Consider the following 18,087-nt stretch of genomic DNA (forward strand, 5'->3'; position numbering starts at 1 on the left):
TCCTTCTGCAAAGTTCGTGCGTGCGTCGTGCTGTGAACAGACGGGCCCTCAGCCCGCGAACCAGCGAACCGGTTCCGGCCGGAGGTTCTCGTAAACGTGCTTGCTCTCGCGGTACTCGTCCAGACCCGCGGGGCCCAGTTCCCGGCCGATGCCGGACTTTCCGAAGCCGCCCCACTCCGCCTGCGGGAGGTACGGGTGGAAGTCGTTGATCCAGATGGTGCCGTGCCGCAGCCGGGCGGCGACCCGGCGCGCGCGGGCGGTGTCGGCCGACCAGACGGCGCCGGCCAGGCCGTACTCGGTGTCGTTGGCCAGCGCGACGGCCTCGTCCTCGGTCGTGAACGTCTCCACGGTCAGGATCGGCCCGAAGGTCTCCTCGCGGATCACCTTCATGTCGCGGTGGCAGCCGTCCAGGATGGTCGGGCTGTAGAAGTAGCCGGTGGCCGGGCGGACATCACTGGCCTCCGGGCGGCGTCCGCCGCACCGCAGCTGAGCGCCCTCCTGCAGGGCGGAGGCCACGTACGCCTCGACCTTCTCCAGCTGCTGCTGCGAGACCAGCGGGCCGCACTCGACACCCTCTTCGGTGCCGCGGCCCAGCTTGATCTTCTCGGCGCGGCGGGCCAGTTCGGCGACGAAACGGTCCCGCACCGACTCCTCGATGATCAGGCGGGCACCGGCCGAGCAGACCTGGCCGCTGTGGATGAACGCGGCGTTCAGTGCCTGGTCGACGGCGGTGTCGAAGCCTTCGTCGGTGGCGCAGGAGTCGGCGAACACGACGTTCGGGTTCTTGCCGCCCAGCTCCAGCGCGATCTTCTTCGCGCCCGCGACCGCGGCCGAACCGGCCTTCGTACCGCTGACCAGCCCACCCGTGAAGGAGAACAGGTCCACGTCCGGGTGCTCGGCGAGCCGCTGGCCGACCGGCAGGCCCGCGCCGGTCACGATGTTGGCGACCCCGGTCGGCAGGCCGGCTTCGACCAGCAGCTTGACCAGGTACACCGTGGAGAGCGGAGTGACCTCACTCGGCTTGATCACAAAGGTGTTTCCCGCGGCGAGCGCCGGGGCGACCTTCCAGCTGGCCTGGAGCAGCGGGTAGTTCCAGGGCGTGATCATCGCGCAGACGCCGACCGGCTCGTGCACGACGACGCTGTGCACGTCCGGGCTCCCGGCGTCCACCACACGCCCGCCGCTCTCGTTGATCACCAGATCCGCGAAGTACCGGAAGGCGTTGGTGACGTCATCCACGTCCACCCGGCCCTCTTCGAGGGTCTTGCCGGTGTCCCGGCTCTCCATGAGGGCGATCACCTCACGGTCCCGCTGCAGCAGGTCGGCGACCCGCCGCAGCAGCGCGGCCCGCTCCGCGACGAGCGTACGGGGCCACGGGCCCGCGCCGTTGTCGAAGGCGCGGCGCGCGGCCTCGACCGCCGCGTCGGCGTCCTCGGCGCCACCCTCCGCGACGACTTCGAGCGTCTTCGCATCGGCGGGGTCCAGAATCTCCCGCGTGGCGCCGGATACGGCGGAGCGCCACACCCCGTCTACGTGAATCGTCTCGCTTGCCGACACGTCTGTTCTGCCTTTCGACTTCCGGTTTGTTGCCACTGGTTCACACCAGCAACGAGGACCCCTCCCCGGAACCCCTTTACCTATGCCGAAACCTTCGAGGAAAGTGACCCGACTCACTCTTCCGGCCCCCGGAATGCAGGTTTGCGGGGGCTGATCCGGGTCACCGGTCGGTCCTTACGGGCCACTGTCCGGAATGCCCGGTGCGCCGTTCGGCCTGGGCCGGGTGCCCCCCGTACGGCCCTCCGCAGGACCAACCCGTACACATGTACGACTGGCCCGAACGACCGCCCGCACAGCCGCACGGGGTCTGACACAGCAGCCCGCCGCGTCAGACCGTCGTATGCGGCATCCCGCCGCCACCCAGCCGATGATCCCGAGGACTGACCCCCCGCACCCGCTTGAACGCGGCGCTCAAGGCGAACGGGCTGCCGTAACCGACCTTGCGGGCGACCGCGCCGAGGGTGGCGTCCGGTTCGCGCAGGAGGTCGGCGGCGAGGGTCAGGCGCAGGCCGGTCAGGTACGTCATCGGGGGCTCGCCCACCAGCTCGGTGAAGCGGCGGCCCAGGGCCGCGCGGGAGACGCCGCTCGCCGCCGCCAGGCCCGCGACGGTCCATGGCCGCGCCGGGTCGTCGTGCAGCAGCCGCAGCGCACGGCCCACCACGGGGTCGCCGTACGGATCGTGCCCGCCGCCTGGCGCCGCCGCCTCCGGCCTGGCGAACCACGCTCGCAGGGCGGCCGTCAGCAGCAGGTCCAGCAGCCGGTCGAGGACGGCTTCCTGGCCCGGCGCGTCCCTGCCGATCTCCGCTTCCAGGAGCGGCACGAGTGGGGAGTTCCAGGCGTCGGCGGGCAGCCGCACCAGCGGCGGCAGCGCCCGCAGCAGTCGCTGGTTGACCTCACCGCGCATCTGGTACGTACCGCTGAGCAGGACCACCGGTCCGTCGGGGCGGTCACCCCAGGTCCGTACGCCGAGGTCCATCGCCTCGCACAGCGCCTCGCCCTGGGGAGTGGCCGACACCTGGCCGGGGCGGACGACGACGCGCGGCGGCGTGGCGGGGTCGTCGGCGACGGTGTACGGATCCGGGCCGCGCAGGACCGCCACATCGCCGGGCAGCAGCCGGACCGGGCCCGTACCGCCCGCGGCCTCCGGGCCTCCGCCGGGGACCACCCACGCGTCGCCCCGCACCACCGACATCAGGGTCAGCGGCGCCTCGTCCTGGATGCGCAGCGACCAGGGCGGGGCGAGAACCGAGCGCATGAGGAAGGCGCCGCGGGCGCGCGGCCCGTCCAGCAGGCCGGTCAGGGCGTCCATGGCGTGAGCGTAGCGGGACGGCTGGACGGACGGACATGCGAGCGAGCCGTCCGGCCATGGCCCGGGCCGGGCGGGAGGCCGTTGACTGGGCGGGAGAGCGCCGGAGCCGCCGGACACCGTGACCAGAGGACCGCCCGCCCATGTACGACACGATCCGTACCGCCACACTGTTCGCCGCCACCGTGACCACGGGCCTGATCGCGGGCCTTTTCTTCGCGTTCTCCGTGGCCGTGATGCCGGGCCTGCGGCAGGCCGATGACGCGACGTTCGTCACCGCGATGCAGCGGATCAACTCCGCCATCCTGAACGGCTGGTTCGGCCTCGCCTTCGCCGGTGCGCCCCTGCTCACAGCCGCCGCCATCGCCCTCCACCTGCACGCCGGCGCCCGCTCTTTCCTCCCCTGGCTGACGGCCGCGCTCGTCCTCTACGCGGCGATGCTCGTCATCACGTTCGCCGTCAACATCCCCTTGAACAACGCCCTCGACTCCGCGCACGCACCGGGCGGGCTCTCCGCGCTGCGCGCCCACTTCGAGGACAGGTGGGCCCGGTGGAACCTTGTCCGCACCCTCACCACGACAGCGGCGTCGGCCTGCTTGATCCGCGCGGTGCTGGGCTACTCGTCCGTTGCGTCGGCCGGTTCATCCTGAGCGGTCATTCCGGCCACCCACAGCGGCATCAGCCAGTGCACGGCGAACGCCGAAATCAGCACGGGGAGAACCGCCCCTCCGACCGTCAGCCCGCCGAGTTCGCCGATCACGATGCCACCCGCCACGCCGCATCCCAGTACGTACAAGGTCAGGCGGTTGGCCGTGGCGCGCACCCGGTCGCGCTCGGCCAGTTGGCGCTCGTCCAGGACGTGGGTCCGCAGGTCGAGAAGGCCTCGGATGGCCGCGTTGATCACGCCGGTGGCTACGCACCAGGGAAGGATGAGCACCGGCACGGTGAGGACGAGCCAGGGGGCGGCGGTCGCGAACCCGGTGAATTCGACGGCCAGAATCACTCCGGTGAGCACCACATGCACGGCGACGACCGCACGCCGCCGCCCGGCCGTCGCGTGCAGCGGCGCGCCCGCGCGGCGGTTCATGATGGTGTACATGCGCTCGTCGTAGCGCGTACGTGCCCGGCGGGCCGTGGGGTTGGTACCGGTGGTCGTCACTGCTTCCTCCCGTAAACCTCGTCGGTGAGCGGGCGGAACGGCCGGAGTGAGAACAGCGCCTCCACCGGCAGTTCGAAGAATTCGGCCATGCGCAGGGCGAGGTCGAGGCTCGGGTTGTACTGCCCGCGCTCGATGTAGCCGATGGTCTGGTAGTGGGCACCGACCGCGTCGGCCAGCGCCTGCCGGGACACCTTGCGCTCGGCACGTACCATCGCCAGCCTGTTGTGCACCTGCTCGCTCATGTATAAGAAGTACTACATTGCTGAGCAGGCGCACAACAGGTCAGGCGGCCCAAGATCAGGAAGCGCGCGGATCGAAGAACTTCAAGGCGGTCTGCTGGATGCGGCTCTGGGCCGGCCAGTCGGCGTCGGGGCCGAGGACCAGGATGGCGAACTGGCGGCCGTCGGGGACGGTGAAAGCGCGGTCGGTGACGCGGGCGCGGACGCCCAGTTTTTCGCTGTCGTAGGCGTAGACGAGTTCGGTGGTGCCGGAGCTGACGCCGACGTCCGCGGCGGGGCCCAGGCTCATCTCCACATAGCCCGGCTTGTCGGCGAGGCTCTGGGAGGTCGCCTTGAGGGCTTCGTACGGGGTGATGTCGGGCTCGGTGACCTCGAAGATCTGGAGGAGGTAGCGCTCGTCGGGGGCGGTGTAGAAGATGCCGTCCTTGCGTTCCGAGCGCTGCCACTTCTCCGGTACGGCCAGGGAGAAGCCGGCGCGGTCCCGCGCCAGGCGGTAGCCGGACGGGACGGTGCCGGAGGGCGCTCCGGAGGGGCTGCCGGCCGACGGGTCGCCGGTGGCGGTGCCGGTCGGTTCCTCGGGCCCGTCGGTCGATCGGTGCGGTCCCGAGGAGGAGACCGCCGCCCCGGGGCCGGAGCGTACGGTGGCGTCGTCGCCGCCCCACAGCAGCCATCCGCCGCCGAATCCCACGGCGACCACGGCGACCGCCGCGCCGACGACGAGTGACGTCGGCCAGGAGCGCGGGTGGGCGGCGGACAGACCGGTGCCGGGCGCCGCCGCCGGGTCGTGGCCCGGCGGATGGTGCGGCGGGTAGGCCGGTGGGTGCGTCGCGTCGGCTGTGGCCTCGGTGAAGAAACCGTCCCCCGGAGCGGGGCCGGGCAGGTGACCGGGCTTCGACGGTGGCGGGCTCGTGTACGCGGCGGCGGCCGGGCCGCCGGTGTCCCAGCGCTGCTCCTCGTCGTTCCAGCGCGCCCCGCCCGCGCCGCCCCCCTGCTCGCTCATGCTCAGCCTCCCAGCAGCCCGGCCACGGCCTGTGCCACGGCGGCGCCGGAGGCCAGCATCGTGGTGACCGCGTTCGCGTCCGTCAGCGCGGTGCGCAGCCGGTCCAGCCGGCCGGGCGCGGTCCGGCCGGTGGTCTCGATCTCTTCCTGTGCGTCGGCCAGTTCGGCGGTCAGCAGGGTGATCTGCGGTGTTTCGATGACCCTGGCCAGGTCTTCGCGCAACTGCCGTACGGCGGCGAGCAGTTCCTCGTGGGCGGGGTCGGTGCCGGGGCGGCCGGGTACGTTCTCGTGGTGGGTGACCGTGTTGTGGTCACCGATGGCGAAGGCGCCGTGCACCTTGCCGATGTGGATGCCGCGGTCGCGTTCGTCGTCCGTTGCCATGTCTGCCTCCCCGTTCGTCCGCTGTACTGCCGTGCGTGCGTGCTGCCGTGCGTGTGCGCTGCCGTGCGTGCCGGCCGTGGTCACGATTGTGCCCCGGTGCCGGGTGGGTCCGTGCCGGCCGTGCCGTTCGTTCACCGGCCCGCGTCGGCGGGCCTGGCGGCCTTGCCTGATCCGCCCGGCGCGCCGGACGCCGCTCCGCCCGCGGCACCGGCCGCGCCGCCCAGCCCGCCGTTGCTGCTGATCGTGTTGTGGTCGCCGATGCCGATGGCGCCCTGCGCCGACTCGATGAACACCCCGCCGTTGGTGACGTTGACGATCCGCTGCTCGAACTCGTCCGTCTGCCAGCCCGCTTCGTACAGCGCGCTCCGTACGCCGCTCGCCACCCGGTCCTGGATGCTCTTCAGGTAGCGGGTGACGTCCATCTCCTGGAAGAGCGAGGCGTCCCCGTCGGAGCCCAGTTCGCGGACCGAGGCCGCCGGGCCGTCCGGCAGCGCGCCGCCGTGGCCGCCCGTGAGCAGGCTCCAGGCGGAGACGAAGCCGCGCCACAGGGTCGTCACCGCGCGGCCGGCGGAGCGCGGGGTCTGCGCGAGGGCCCACACGGCCTTGCCGAAGGGGTTGTTGTGCCGGTAGCGGTGGGCGATCCGGTCGGCTTCCCGGTACAGCGCGCGCACCGGCCACAGCACGTGCGGCGCGACCTCCAGCATGAGCATGCCGCCCTGCGTGTGGACCCGTACGAAGACCGTCGTGACGATGCCCTCGCCCCAGCCGCCGACCCGTACGCGCAGGAAGTGCCGCCGGGTCTCGCCGCCCTCCTCGACCGCGCGGGCGCGGTGCGCGGCGAAGCCCTCGGGGCCGTACGGCGCGGCGCCCCGCGACGGCAGCCCGGCCACCGGCAGGAAGACGCACTCGTCGATCTCCAGCTCGCGCAGCCGGTCCCGCACCGCGGCGGCGGCCTGCGGGGAGCCGTGCGCGGAGGGTTCGCGGAGCGCCGCCACCAGGGGGATGATCCGCTGGAGGACCGTGTCGTTGTCCAGCGGCAGCGGACCGCCGCCGGCGTCGTCGGCCGTGGCCGCCGCCGCGTCCTTGCGCGGTCGCAGCTCCACCGACAGGGACCAGGTCTGGTACGGCGTGCCCGCGCCGCAGAACGGGTCGGCCGCGCGGTACATGACCAGCGGGCCGTGCTGTTCGGTGCGGATGCGGTGGCGCAGCCGCTGGAAGCGTCCGTTGTCGGCCCGTTCGGCGGGGTCGGCGGCGGCGTCCGGGAACCGGTCCCGGGACAGCTCGGTGGTCAGCACCCTGGCGACCTGGCCGTGCTGCGCGCCGACCGCCCAGGCCAGGAGGGCGAGGAGGGCCAGGGCGAGCCAGGCGTGGAGCGGCTGCGCCGCGACCGCGCCCTGCCCGAGGAGCCCGGCGGGCAGGAACAGCGTCAGCGGGTTCTCGGACGGGCCGGAGGAGCCGTACGCGGGCCCGCCGGAGTCGTCGCCACCGAACGCCATGGCCAGCAGCGCCATGACCACGCCCAGCGCGCTCAGGCGCCCGTACCAGCGCAGCAGCCAGCCGGCGGCCCGCCGGTACCAGGGCGGCCGTGCGGCGCGGCCCCGTACGAAGGGGGCCAGCGAGAGCAGCACGACCGGCAGCAGGTAGAGCAGGGTCAGCCCGGAGGAGAGCGGGACGGACACGATCCACAGGAGCAGTACGGCGGCGGCCCAGGCCAGTTCGACGCGGCGGGCGCGCAGCGCGTGGGCCAGCACGCGGGCCGCGTCGAAGCCGAGGGACGGGGCCGCGAGGCGCTCTTCGTGGACGTACAGCTCGTCGATCACCGCGTCGCGGTAGGCCGTGTCGAGGTAGGTGCCCGCGCACAGGAGCCGGGTGGCCTCGCTGGCGCCGGGGGGCCGGGGCGCCACGGCGCGCGGGCCGCCCTGTGAGCCCTCCTGTGAGCCCTCCTGTGGGCCGGATTGCTGCGGTACGTACGGATGCGTCACCAGATTCCCCCCCGGGCACCAACCGTCCATGGTGACGGACGGGTTGTGTGTCATGAACGCCGCAGCATAGGGGAGGCCGGTGAGCCGTGTCAGGCGCGCGCCCGGAAGATCACACCAAGGTGTGAAACCAAGGGCAGAGCCCGTACGGAACCCCGGGGGTTCCGTACGGGCTCCGGCCGTACGGGGCGCGTCAGCGGACGCGCGTGCTGCCCGAGGTCAGAGCAGACCGAGACCGCGGACGGCCTCGCGCTCCTCGGCCAGCTCCTGGACCGACGCGTCGATGCGCTCGCGCGAGAAGTCGTTGATCTCCAGGCCCTGGACGATCTCGTACTTGCCGTCCTTGGTGGTGACCGGGAAGGAGGAGATCAGGCCCTCCGGGACGCCGTACGAACCGTCCGAGGGGATGCCCATGGAGGTCCAGTCGCCGTCCGCGGTGCCGTTGACCCAGGTGTGCACGTGGTCGATGGCGGCGTTGGCGGCGGAGGCGGCCGAGGAGGCGCCCCGGGCCTCGATGATCGCGGCGCCGCGCTTGGCGACGGTCGGGATGAAGGTGTCGGCCAGCCATGCCTGGTCGTTCACGGCCTCGGCGGCGTTCTTGCCGGCGACCTCGGCGTGGAAGATGTCCGGGTACTGGGTCGCGGAGTGGTTGCCCCAGATCGTCAGCTTCTTGATCTCGGAGACCGGGGTGCCGGTCTTCTGCGCGAGCTGCGAGATGGCGCGGTTGTGGTCCAGGCGGGTCATCGCGGTGAAGCGCTCGGCCGGTACGTCCGGGGCGGCGGCCTGGGCGATCAGGGCGTTGGTGTTGGCGGGGTTGCCGACGACCAGGACCTTGATGTCGTCCGCGGCGTGGTCGTTGATGGCCTTGCCCTGCGGCTTGAAGATGCCGCCGTTGGCCTCCAGCAGGTCGCCGCGCTCCATGCCCTTGGTACGGGGGCGGGCGCCGACGAGGAGGGCCACGTTCGCGCCGTCGAAGGCCACGTTCGGGTCGTCGGAGATGTCGATGCCGCGCAGCAGCGGGAAGGCGCAGTCGTCGAGCTCCATGGCGGTGCCCTCGGCGGCCTTCAGCCCCTGCGGGATCTCCAGAAGGCGCAGCTTGACCGGCACGTCCGCGCCGAGCAGATGACCGGAGGCGATGCGGAAGAGGAGGGCGTAACCGATCTGGCCGGCCGCGCCGGTGACGGTGACATTGACGGGAGTGCGGGTCATGGCGATCTCCTGCGCGATGTTTTCTGGGGGCAAGCCCCCTTACCGCGTAGGTGGCGGCGGGAACCTCTGCCCGTTTACCGAGATCTCTTGGTATCGAGAGACCCGGCCGTCAGGCTATCGGACCGCCGCGCCGCACTGCCCCCGGGCCGGTGTGGAACGCCTCACCGGGGCACCCGCGGAGGTCCTGCGGAGCCCCCGCGGGTGCGTGGCGGGCGGCCGCCCGCTCAAGGAGGGGGGAGCGCGGACGGCCGCCCGATGGTGCCGCACCCGTGGGGGGTCATCCATGCCCCTGCCCCGGATCCGCGCGGGCAATCCCCGCCGTACGGACCTTCCCGGAACGGCTGGTATGCGGCTTTCCTCCTGGATGCGGTGCCTGCCCGGGTCATCTCACCCGGCGCTCCGCCCCGATCCCGCCCCCGACCCCGACGGCACCGGCTTCGCGCAGCCCTTCACGCCCGCCGCGGTCGTCCCGCACCCGGCGACCTTCGCCGGGTCACCGGACACCGGGACCATCGCGGTGTACGCGTCGCCGTCCTGCCCGGCGGCGGCCTTCTCGGTCCGGCCCCCCGAGCTGACCGACGCCTGGTCGCCCGGCGCGGCCGCGGTGATACGGGCCCAGGCGGCACCGCACACCTTGCTGTAGCGCACCTCTATCAGGGAGCTTCCGGCGAACCCCCGGGACGGGCTGGTGGCGTTCCGGCCGCCGCACCCCATCGCCTCGGGGTCCTTGCCCGCGCAGTCCGCCCCGGCGCACTTCACCCCGGCGGGCAGCACCGGCTTCTTGCTCGGGGACGCCGACGGCGCGGGCGCCGCCTGCTTGCCCTTCTCGCCGCCGCCGATGTCGAGCAGCAGCACCGCGGCGGCGATCACCAGCAGCGCGCCGACGACCCCGGCCAGGAACATCGTGACGCGACGGCGCCGGAGCTGCCGTTCGGTGTCGTCCGCAGGGCTCGCGGGCGGTACCGGTTCCGCCGGCCGGTGCGCCGCGTCAGGGCCCGTCGGGCGGCTGCCGGAGTCCTGCCGCGGCACGTCGTACGAAGGTGTCTCGTACCGGGACGGCGGGGGCACGGGAGCGGCGTCGGAGTAGCTGGTCAGGCGGGGCCAGACCACCCGGTCCGGCCGGTCGGGGTCACCGGTGCCATCGGGGTCGCCGGTGTGGCCGGTGTCCGCGATGGGCTTCAGCGGAGGCGCGTCCGGTGCCGGGGGCGCGGACGACGCGGCCAGGCCGGGGAAGTCCGCAGCGGACGGCAGTTCGTCACCGCGCCGGGGCGGTGCGGCGGACGCCGGTCCGTCACCGGAACCGGACCTTCCGTCCTGCTCCGCGTCCCGCTCGGTACCCTTGCCCGTGGCCGGGTCCTTGGCCTTGCCCTTGACCTTCTCCTTGGTGCGGGACTTGGCCGCCTTGCCCGGCGCCGGGCCGAACTCCCCGAGCGCGGCCCGCGCCTGCGCCACCCGGATGGCCTCCATGGTGACGTCGTGCCGCATCTCCGAACGGCTCCAGGCGCGTTCGGCCAGCTCCCACATCGTGGTGAGGTGCCCGGCGTGTGTACCGGTCGCCTCGGCCAGCGCCACCACCGCACGCTGCGGCGGCAGCAGCCGCCCGTTGAGGTAGCGCTCCCACGAGGTCTTGCTGTAACCGGTACGGTCCGCGACGGCGGCCACGCTCAGCCCGCTGCGCTCCACGAGCCTGCGCAGCTGGTTGGCGAACTCCTTCACCTGCGGATCGAGTTCTTCCGGTAGCGCCCTCCAGCGAGGCATTGCCTCCCCCTAACCCCCCATATGCGCCTGGTTGCGCCGGTCCAGTGCTCTTGCGTCCACTCCTTCGCCGGGGCGCGACCCCCGCAGCCCGCCCCGGTGATTACCCAAAGGGATGCTCAGAGTCAGGATGCCAGTTCCCTTCTGCGAGGCGCACGGGAGCGTTCGCGCGACGGACATGCGGACGTGCACGCCCGTACACTTCCGCTTGCCCACGCCGGAGGGCGTGGCAAATGGGCGGCACGGCAGCCGCGTTGACGTCGGGCGCTCGCCGCCGGGCACCGATCGCGGGACATCTTCGGAACGTCGGCGTACGGTTTCGCCCACTTCCGGCCCGTGGCGGGCCGGTTATCGCCCACGGCCGCCGTACTGTACGTACTGCCGTAATGGCCTACTGCCGTACTGCCGCCGTACCCGGCCCGCGCTCAGGCGTCGGCCATCGCCTTCTGCAGCCCGATGTCGAGCGCGTCGAGGAACTCCTCCGTGGTCAGGTACGGCTGGTTCTTCGAGATGAGCAGCGCCAGGTCCTTGGTCATCCGGCCGCCCTCGACGGTCTCCACGCAGACCCGCTCCAGCGTCCGTGCGAACGCGCCGACTTCGGGGGTGCCGTCCAGTTCGCCGCGGTGGGCCAGCCCGCGGGTCCAGGCGAAGACCGAGGCGATCGGATTGGTCGAGGTGGAGTTGCCTTGCTGGTGGCGGCGGTAGTGCCGGGTGACCGTGCCGTGGGCGGCCTCGGCCTCGACGGTCCGGCCGTCGGCGGACATCAGGACCGAGGTCATCAGGCCGAGCGAGCCGAAGCCCTGGGCCACGACGTCGGACTGGACGTCCCCGTCGTAGTTCTTGCAGGCCCAGACGTAGCCGCCCGGCCACTTCAGGGCCGCGGCGACCATGTCGTCGATCAGGCGGTGTTCGTACGTCAGGCCCCGGGCGTCGAAGTCCGCCTTGAACTCGGCGTCGAAGACCTGCTGGAAGAGGTCCTTGAACCGGCCGTCGTACTTCTTGAGGATCGTGTTCTTGGTGGACAGGTACACCGGGTACGAGCGGGCCAGGCCGTAGCGGAAGGACGCGCGCGCGAAGTCGCGGACCGACTCGTCGTGGTTGTACATGGCGAGCGCGACGCCGGGCCCGGGGAAGTCGTGGACCTCCAGCTCGACCGGGTCGCCGCCGTCCTGGGGCGTGTAGGTCAGGGTGAGGGTGCCGGGACCGGGAATCCTGAGGTCGGTGGCGCGGTACTGGTCGCCGAAGGCGTGCCGGCCGACCACGATCGGCTCCGTCCAGCCCGGTACGAGCCGGGGCACGTTCCGCATGATGATCGGCTCACGGAAGATGACGCCGCCGAGGATGTTGCGGATGGTGCCGTTGGGCGAGCGGTACATCGCCTTGAGGCCGAACTCCTCGACCCGCGCCTCGTCCGGGGTGATGGTGGCGCACTTGACGCCCACGCCGTGCCGCCTGATCGCGTGGGCCGCGTCGACGGTGACCTGGTCGCCGGTGGCGTCGCGGTGCTCGATGCCCAGGTCGAAGTAGTCCAGGTCGACGTCGAGGTAGGGCAGGACCAGTTTGTTCCTGATGGTGGACCAGATGATGCGGGTCATCTCGTCGCCGTCCAGCTCGACGACGGGCTGGGCAACCTTGATCTTGGCCATGGGCCGCCAAGGTACCGGGCGGCGGGGCCCGCCGGCCGCCCCTGGGGGCGGCGCGCGGGCGGACGTCACGCGAATGGCGTGGAGAGCCGCGTACCGCCCGGCTCACCAGACCGTGAAGTGCACCAGATCGTCCAGGAACGGGATCTTCAGCCACGGCTTGGGCTGCGCCATCAGCGCCAGCAGGACGATGGCCAGGCCCAGCCCGCCGTAGATCGCCATGTCCGTGAAGCGGGACCGTACGGCCAGCATGCCGACCTTCGGCAGCACCCGGCGCAGCACCGCCCCGGCCAGCAGGGACAGTCCGATCAGGAGCGTCCCGATCCGGAAGCCGTCCAGGGCGACGATGAACAGCCCGAGGGCCACGCCGCCCATGACGGCCAGCAGTGGCCACTGGCGGGCGGGCGGGGCGGCGCTGCCGGGGGCGGTACGGGCGCCGCCCTCCGGCCGCGCGGTGTCGGTGGTGATCCGCGGGAAACGGCGCGACGGCCGCTGCGGCTCGGAGGCGCCTTCCGCGTGCGCTTCGGCACTCATGGGTGGCTGTCCCTTTCCGTATCCGTTCCGGTGCTGCGTAAGTTCCGGTGCTGCGGGAGGTGCGGTGCCGCGGGCTCAGCCCGCGGCGCGCTCGGCCGCCTCGACGACGTTGACCAGCAGCTGGGCGCGGGTCATCGGGCCGACGCCGCCCGGGTTCGGGGAGATCCAGCCGGCCACCTCGGCGACGCCGGGGTGCACATCGCCGACGATCTTGCCGTTCTCGTCGCGGCTGACACCGACGTCCAGCACGGCCGCGCCCGGCTTGACGTCCTCGGGCTTGATGATGTGCGGCACACCCGCGGCGGCGACCACGATGTCGGCCTGCTTGAGCTGCGCGGCCAGGTCACGGGTGCCGGTGTGGCACTGGGTGACGGTGGCGTTCTCGGACTTGCGGGTCAGCAGCAGCGGAATCGAACGCCCGACGGTGATGCCGCGGCCGACCACGACCACGTTCGCCCCGTTGATCACCACGCCGTGGTGGCGCAGCAGCTGGATGATGCCGTACGGGGTGCAGGGCAGCGGCCCGTCGATGCCCAGCACCAGCCGGCCCAGGCTCACCGGGTGCAGGCCGTCGGCGTCCTTGGCCGGGTCCATCAGCTCCAGGACGCGGTGGGTGTCGATGCCTTTGGGGAGCGGCAGTTGGACGATGTAGCCGGTGCAGGCCGGGTCCTCGTTCAGCTCCCGTACGACGGCCTCGATCTCCTCCTGCGTGGCGGTGTCCGGCAGTTCCTTCTGGATGGAGGCGATGCCGACCTGGGCACAGTCGCGGTGCTTGCCGTTGACGTACCAGCGGCTTCCCGGGTCGTCGCCGACCAGGAGGGTGCCGAGTCCGGGAGTGATGCCCCGGGCCTTCAGTGCCTCCACGCGGACGGCGAGTTCGGACTTGATCGCGGCGGCGGTGGCCTTGCCATCGAGAATCTGGGCGCTCATACCCCCATCCTCCCGGATGAAGCCACTCCCGTTCCAATCAGGGCGGGCTGTCGGGGCGCGCTATGGCCGCTGACAAGAGCGATGACCGGAGATGACCGAAATGCAATTGCGGAATCGATCATTGCACTTGCACAACACCTGCCCCCCTTGACTGGACAAGAATATTGCGCAACTAGAAAGATTGCCGTTCAGTGCCGCAGGCATCATCGGGGGGCGGGCCACTGATCCAAGCTTTCCTCCGAGCACGCCCTGTCGTCCCCCACTGAAACAACAACGGAGGAAACCAGCCAATGAGCTTTGGCGACCCGAACAATCCCTACGGCCAGCCGCAGGGCCAGCCCGGCCCGTACGGCCAGCAGCCGCAGGCCCCGTACGGCCAGCCGCCCCAGGCGCCGCAGGGCCAGCCGGGATACGGCTACCCCCAGCAGGCACAGCCCCAGCCGGGCTACGGCTACCCGCAGCAGGCCCCGCCGCAGCCGCAGGCCCCGTACGGCCAGCCGCCGCAGGTGCCCCAGCAGCAGGCGTACGGCTACCCGCAGCAGGGTGCCCCGTACGGGCAGCCCGGAATGCCGGGAATGGGCGGGCCGCAGGCTTATGCGAGCTGGGGTGCGCGGGTGGGCGCGGCGCTGCTCGACGGACTGATCTTCGGCCTGCTCCCGACCATCCTCTACGTCATCGGGATGATCGTGGCCGCCGCCAAAACGACCACCTCGATCCCGGACACGTCCTACTGCGGCACCAACTACCAGTGCATCCAGGACGCCTACAACAACGCCAACGACTCCGTCGGCACCCCCGCCTTCGCGCTCGTCCTGATCGCGCTCGGCGCGCTGCTCGGCCTCGCCGGCATGATCTTCATGATCGCCAAGGAAGGCTCCACCGGCCAGACCCCGGGCAAGAAGGCCCTGGGCATCCGCGTCGTGCGCGAGTCGAACGGGCAGCCGCTCGGCTTCGGCCTGGCCTTCGGACGCAAGATCTGCCACGCGGTGGACGGTCCGCTGTGCGGTCTCGGCTACTGGTGGCCGCTGTGGGACGAGAAGTCCCAGACCTTCGCCGACAAGATCGTCAGCACGGTGGTCATCCGTACTCAGTAGGTCTCCGTACGGCAGCTCATCCGGCCCCGGGCCCCCTCACGCACAATGGCGCGAGGGGGCCTTCGCCGACCCGTAGGCTCTTATCGATCTCTTATCTCACCCGGGACCGCCGGAACCGCGCAGCACCGGCTGACACCAGGTCACACCGCTCGAAGGACACACGCGTGAGCTACCCGAACCAGAACCCCTACGGCCCGCCGCAGGGCCAGCCTCAGGGCCCTCCCCAGCCCCAGTACGGCTACCCGCAGCAGCAGCCGATGCAGCCGCAGCAGCCCTACGCGCCGTTCCCCGCGGGGCCGATGGGTCCGGGCGGGATGCCCGGCATACCCGCGCCGAACCAGATGCCCGGCAGCACCAAGGCCGCCCGCGTCATGCTCTTCATCCTCGCCGCCACCGGTGTCCTCGGCATCATCGGCGTCACCGTCGCCCTGAACCAGGTGAGCAGCGCCTCGGCGAACTACAACGGCTTCAGCGGGGACACCGCGAGCATGTTCGCCGTCGGCAAGGGCGCGCTGATCGTCGTCATGATCCTCCAGGCGGCCTACGCGGCGATCGCCCTGGTGCTGGCGCTCCAGTACGCCAAGGGCGGCAACGGAATCCGCGTCGGCAGCATCATCTTCGGTGCCGTGTCGGTCCTGTGCAGCATTCCGTTCGCCATCGGCCTCTACGGCATCCCGAACTTCGTGCTGTCGATCCTCATCATCGTCTTCGCGGCGAAGCAGGAGAGCCAGGCGTGGTTCATGCGTCCCCGGTACTGAGGTTCCGTACCTGACACGCAGGACACGCGAAAGGCCCGCCCCCGCGGTACGCGGGAGACGGGCCTTTCGCGTCGGTACGGCTCAGTACGGCTCAGTACGGCGGCGTACCGGGCCGTGCGGCTCAGTGGAAGAAGTGCCGCGTCCCGGTCAGGTACATCGTCACGCCCGCGGCCTTCGCCGCCTCGATCACCTGCTCGTCACGGACCGAACCGCCGGGCTGCGCGACGGCCTTGACGCCCGCCTCCAGCAGCACCTCCAGACCGTCCGGGAACGGGAAGAACGCGTCGGAGGCGGCATAGGAGCCGCGCGCCCGCTCCTCGCCGGCCCGCTGCACGGCCAGCTTCGCCGAGTCCACGCGGTTGACCTGGCCCATGCCGACGCCGACCGTGGCGCCGTCCTTGGCGAGCAGGATCGCGTTGGACTTCACGGCGCGCGACGCGCGCCAGGCGAAGGCCAGTTCCGCCAGCTCGGCGTCGCTCAGCGCCTCACCGGCCGCCAGCGACCAGTTGGCCGGGTCGTCGCCCTCGGCCTGGAGCACGTCCTTGACCTGGGCCAGGCCGCCGCCGTCGATCGGCTTGAACTCGGCCGGCGGCCGCGGGCCCTCCGGGCAGCGCAGCACCCGGATGTTCTTCTTGCGGGCCAGCACCTCGACCGCGCCGTCCTCGTAGTCCGGGGCGACGATGACCTCGGTGAAGATCTCCGCGACCTGCTCGGCCATCGCCACGGACACCGGGCGGTTGACGGCGATGACGCCGCCGAAGGCGGAGAGCGAGTCGCAGGCGTGCGCCTTGCGGTGCGCCTCGGCGACGTCGTCACCGATCGCGATGCCGCACGGGTTGGCGTGCTTGATGATGGCCACACAGGGCTCGGTGTGGTCGTACGCGGCCCGGCGCGCGGCGTCGATGTCCGTGTAGTTGTTGTACGACATCTCCTTGCCGTGCAGCTGCTCGGCCTCGGCCAGACCGCCGCAGCCACCGGTGTAGAGCGCGGCCGCCTGGTGCGGGTTCTCGCCGTAGCGCAGCACGTTCTTGCGCTCGTACGTCACACCGAGGAAGCCGGGGAACTCGCCGCCGTCGCCCGCGTAGTCACCCGCGAACCAGGAGGCCACCGCCACGTCGTACTCGGCGGTGTGCCGGAACGCCTCGGCCGCCAGCCGCCTGCGCTCCTGGAGACCGAAGCCGCCGTCGGCGACCGCCTTCAGCACGTCCGCGTAGCGGTCCGGATTGACGACCACGGCGACCGAGGGGTGGTTCTTGGCGGCGGCGCGCACCATCGAGGGCCCGCCGATGTCGATCTGCTCCACGCACGCGTCCGGCTCGGCGCCGGAGGCCACGGTGTCGCTGAACGGGTAGAGGTTGACGACCACCAGGTCGAACGGCTCCACACCCAGCTCGTCGAGCTGCCGGCGGTGGTCCTCCAGCCGCAGGTCGGCGAGGATGCCCGCGTGCACCTTCGGGTGCAGCGTCTTGACCCGGCCGTCCAGGCACTCGGGGAAGCCGGTCAGCTCCTCGACCTTGGTCACCGGCACACCGGCCGCCGCGATCTTCGCGGCCGTCGAGCCGGTCGAGACGAGCTGGACGCCCGCCGTGTGCAGCCCCTGGGCCAGTTCTTCGAGGCCCGTCTTGTCGTAGACGCTGACCAGCGCCCGGCGTACGGGCCGCTTCGTTGCTTCGGCGGTCACGGGATCAGTACCTTTCGTCCCTCAATGCGGTAGCCGTGCCGGGCCAGCAGCCCCACGACCTCGACGAGCAGCTTGCGCTCGACTTCCTTGATGCGCTCGTGCAGCGCGGATTCGTCGTCCTCGTCCCGGATCTCGACCACGCCCTGGGCGATGACCGGGCCGGTGTCGACGCCGTCGTCGACGAAGTGGACGGTGCACCCGGTGACCTTGGCGCCGTACGCGAGGGCCTCGCGGACGCCGTGGGCACCGGGAAAACTCGGCAGCAGGGCCGGATGCGTGTTGATGATCCGCCCGCCGTACCGGGCGAGGAACTCCGCGCCCAGGATCTTCATGAAACCGGCCGAGACGACGAGGTCCGGCTCGTACGCGGCGACGGCCTCGGCCAGCGCGCGGTCCCAGGCGGCCCGGTCGGCGTGGTCCTTGACCCGGCACACGAAGGTCGGCAGCCCGGCCCGCGTGGCGCGCTCCAGCCCGGCGATGCCGTCGCGGTCGGCGCCGACCGCGACCACCTCGGCCCCGTACGCGAGAGCCCCCTCGGCGGCGATGCCGTCGAGCAGCGCCTGCAGGTTCGTCCCGGAACCGGAGACGAGCACGACGATGCGGGCCGGGGGAGCGGCGGGAACAGCGGATGAAGAGGAAGCGGAGGCCACGGCGGGGCTCTTTCTCGCGCGGTGCTGCTGTACGGCGGTGTGCGATGTTGTGCGGTCGTACAAAACCATGGGTAGCCGAAAACCGGGGAACCCTACGAAGGCGCCGACCGTCAGCAACGATACCGGCACACCGCGCGGCCCCCACGGGACGGGGGCGCACGCGAGAGGTAGCGTCGGGCGTGAGAACGCACGCTGTTCGTGGTATCCGCCCGC

The 18,087-nt window shown here is 71.7% G+C and carries 17 protein-coding genes; 3 read left to right on the forward strand and 14 right to left on the reverse strand.

The genetic code is table 11. From position 1 onward, the window contains the following. Positions 1–48: 48 nt before the first annotated feature. Together ACZ53K_RS07850 and ACZ53K_RS07855 are read right to left on the reverse strand one after the other, a co-directional pair. Complete coding sequence (locus ACZ53K_RS07850) at positions 49–1,557, reverse strand: aldehyde dehydrogenase family protein (protein WP_468832849.1); 1,509 nt, start codon at positions 1,555–1,557, stop codon at positions 49–51. 328 nt (positions 1,558–1,885) lie between these two features. Then, positions 1,886–2,866 (reverse strand): AraC family transcriptional regulator, encoded by a 981-nt coding sequence (locus tag ACZ53K_RS07855; protein ID WP_468832851.1) that lies wholly within the window; start codon positions 2,864–2,866, stop codon positions 1,886–1,888. A 140-nt stretch (positions 2,867–3,006) separates the two neighbouring features. Here ACZ53K_RS07855 and ACZ53K_RS07860 point away from each other — a divergent pair, with 140 nt between their 5' ends. Further along, the gene (locus tag ACZ53K_RS07860) at positions 3,007–3,513 is read left to right on the forward strand and encodes an anthrone oxygenase family protein (RefSeq protein WP_468832852.1); all 507 of its coding nucleotides are present in this window, start codon (positions 3,007–3,009) and stop codon (positions 3,511–3,513) included. On the opposite strand, the gene ACZ53K_RS07865 is transcribed toward ACZ53K_RS07860, so the two are convergent. From ACZ53K_RS07865 to ACZ53K_RS07910, 10 genes are all read right to left on the reverse strand, one after another. After that, positions 3,480–4,022, reverse strand: a complete 543-nt coding sequence (locus ACZ53K_RS07865) for a hypothetical protein (protein ID WP_468832853.1) — start codon at positions 4,020–4,022, stop codon at positions 3,480–3,482. The genes ACZ53K_RS07860 and ACZ53K_RS07865 overlap by 34 nt on opposite strands. Beyond that, on the reverse strand, positions 4,019–4,264 hold the full coding sequence (locus ACZ53K_RS07870; protein WP_003983188.1) for a helix-turn-helix transcriptional regulator: 246 nt from the start codon (positions 4,262–4,264) through the stop codon (positions 4,019–4,021). The genes ACZ53K_RS07865 and ACZ53K_RS07870 overlap by 4 nt, the downstream gene beginning before the upstream one ends. Before the next feature lie 55 nt (positions 4,265–4,319). Next, positions 4,320–5,261, reverse strand: coding sequence for a hypothetical protein (locus ACZ53K_RS07875; protein WP_468832855.1), 942 nt, complete (start codon positions 5,259–5,261; stop codon positions 4,320–4,322). Positions 5,262–5,263: 2 nt separating this feature from the next. Continuing rightward, on the reverse strand, positions 5,264–5,641 hold the full coding sequence (locus ACZ53K_RS07880) for a hypothetical protein (RefSeq protein ID WP_468832856.1): 378 nt from the start codon (positions 5,639–5,641) through the stop codon (positions 5,264–5,266). Between the two features lie 131 nt (positions 5,642–5,772). Next, positions 5,773–7,677, reverse strand: coding sequence for a hypothetical protein (locus ACZ53K_RS07885; RefSeq protein WP_468832858.1), 1,905 nt, complete (start codon positions 7,675–7,677; stop codon positions 5,773–5,775). 162 nt (positions 7,678–7,839) lie between these two features. After that, complete coding sequence (locus ACZ53K_RS07890) at positions 7,840–8,829, reverse strand: malate dehydrogenase (RefSeq protein ID WP_468832859.1); 990 nt, start codon at positions 8,827–8,829, stop codon at positions 7,840–7,842. Positions 8,830–9,216: 387 nt separating this feature from the next. Continuing rightward, positions 9,217–10,587, reverse strand: a complete 1,371-nt coding sequence (locus tag ACZ53K_RS07895) for a helix-turn-helix domain-containing protein (protein WP_468832860.1) — start codon at positions 10,585–10,587, stop codon at positions 9,217–9,219. A 422-nt stretch (positions 10,588–11,009) separates the two neighbouring features. Further along, entirely contained in the window at positions 11,010–12,230 is a 1,221-nt protein-coding gene (locus ACZ53K_RS07900) for an NADP-dependent isocitrate dehydrogenase (RefSeq protein WP_468832862.1), read from the reverse strand. 102 nt (positions 12,231–12,332) lie between these two features. Next, positions 12,333–12,761 (reverse strand): DUF3017 domain-containing protein, encoded by a 429-nt coding sequence (locus ACZ53K_RS07905; protein ID WP_468832863.1) that lies wholly within the window; start codon positions 12,759–12,761, stop codon positions 12,333–12,335. A 75-nt stretch (positions 12,762–12,836) separates the two neighbouring features. After that, on the reverse strand, positions 12,837–13,691 hold the full coding sequence (locus tag ACZ53K_RS07910; RefSeq protein WP_468832864.1) for a bifunctional methylenetetrahydrofolate dehydrogenase/methenyltetrahydrofolate cyclohydrolase: 855 nt from the start codon (positions 13,689–13,691) through the stop codon (positions 12,837–12,839). Positions 13,692–13,981: 290 nt separating this feature from the next. Between ACZ53K_RS07910 and ACZ53K_RS07915 the strand changes: the two genes are divergently transcribed. After that, positions 13,982–14,785 carry an RDD family protein gene (locus ACZ53K_RS07915; protein WP_468832865.1) on the forward strand — a complete coding sequence of 268 codons (804 nt, stop codon included), beginning with the start codon at positions 13,982–13,984 and terminating at the stop codon, positions 14,783–14,785. 164 nt (positions 14,786–14,949) lie between these two features. Further along, a complete protein-coding gene (locus tag ACZ53K_RS07920; protein WP_468832867.1) occupies positions 14,950–15,543 on the forward strand; it encodes a hypothetical protein in 594 nt (197 codons plus the stop codon). A gap of 121 nt (positions 15,544–15,664) precedes the next feature. On the opposite strand, the gene purH is transcribed toward ACZ53K_RS07920, so the two are convergent. After that, complete coding sequence (gene purH / locus ACZ53K_RS07925; RefSeq protein WP_468832868.1) at positions 15,665–17,224, reverse strand: bifunctional phosphoribosylaminoimidazolecarboxamide formyltransferase/IMP cyclohydrolase; 1,560 nt, start codon at positions 17,222–17,224, stop codon at positions 15,665–15,667. Continuing rightward, positions 17,221–17,874, reverse strand: coding sequence for a phosphoribosylglycinamide formyltransferase (purN, locus tag ACZ53K_RS07930; protein ID WP_468832870.1), 654 nt, complete (start codon positions 17,872–17,874; stop codon positions 17,221–17,223). The genes purH and purN overlap by 4 nt, the downstream gene beginning before the upstream one ends. Positions 17,875–18,087 lie beyond the last annotated feature (213 nt).

Source organism: Streptomyces sp. NPDC033221 (genome assembly GCF_055577005.1).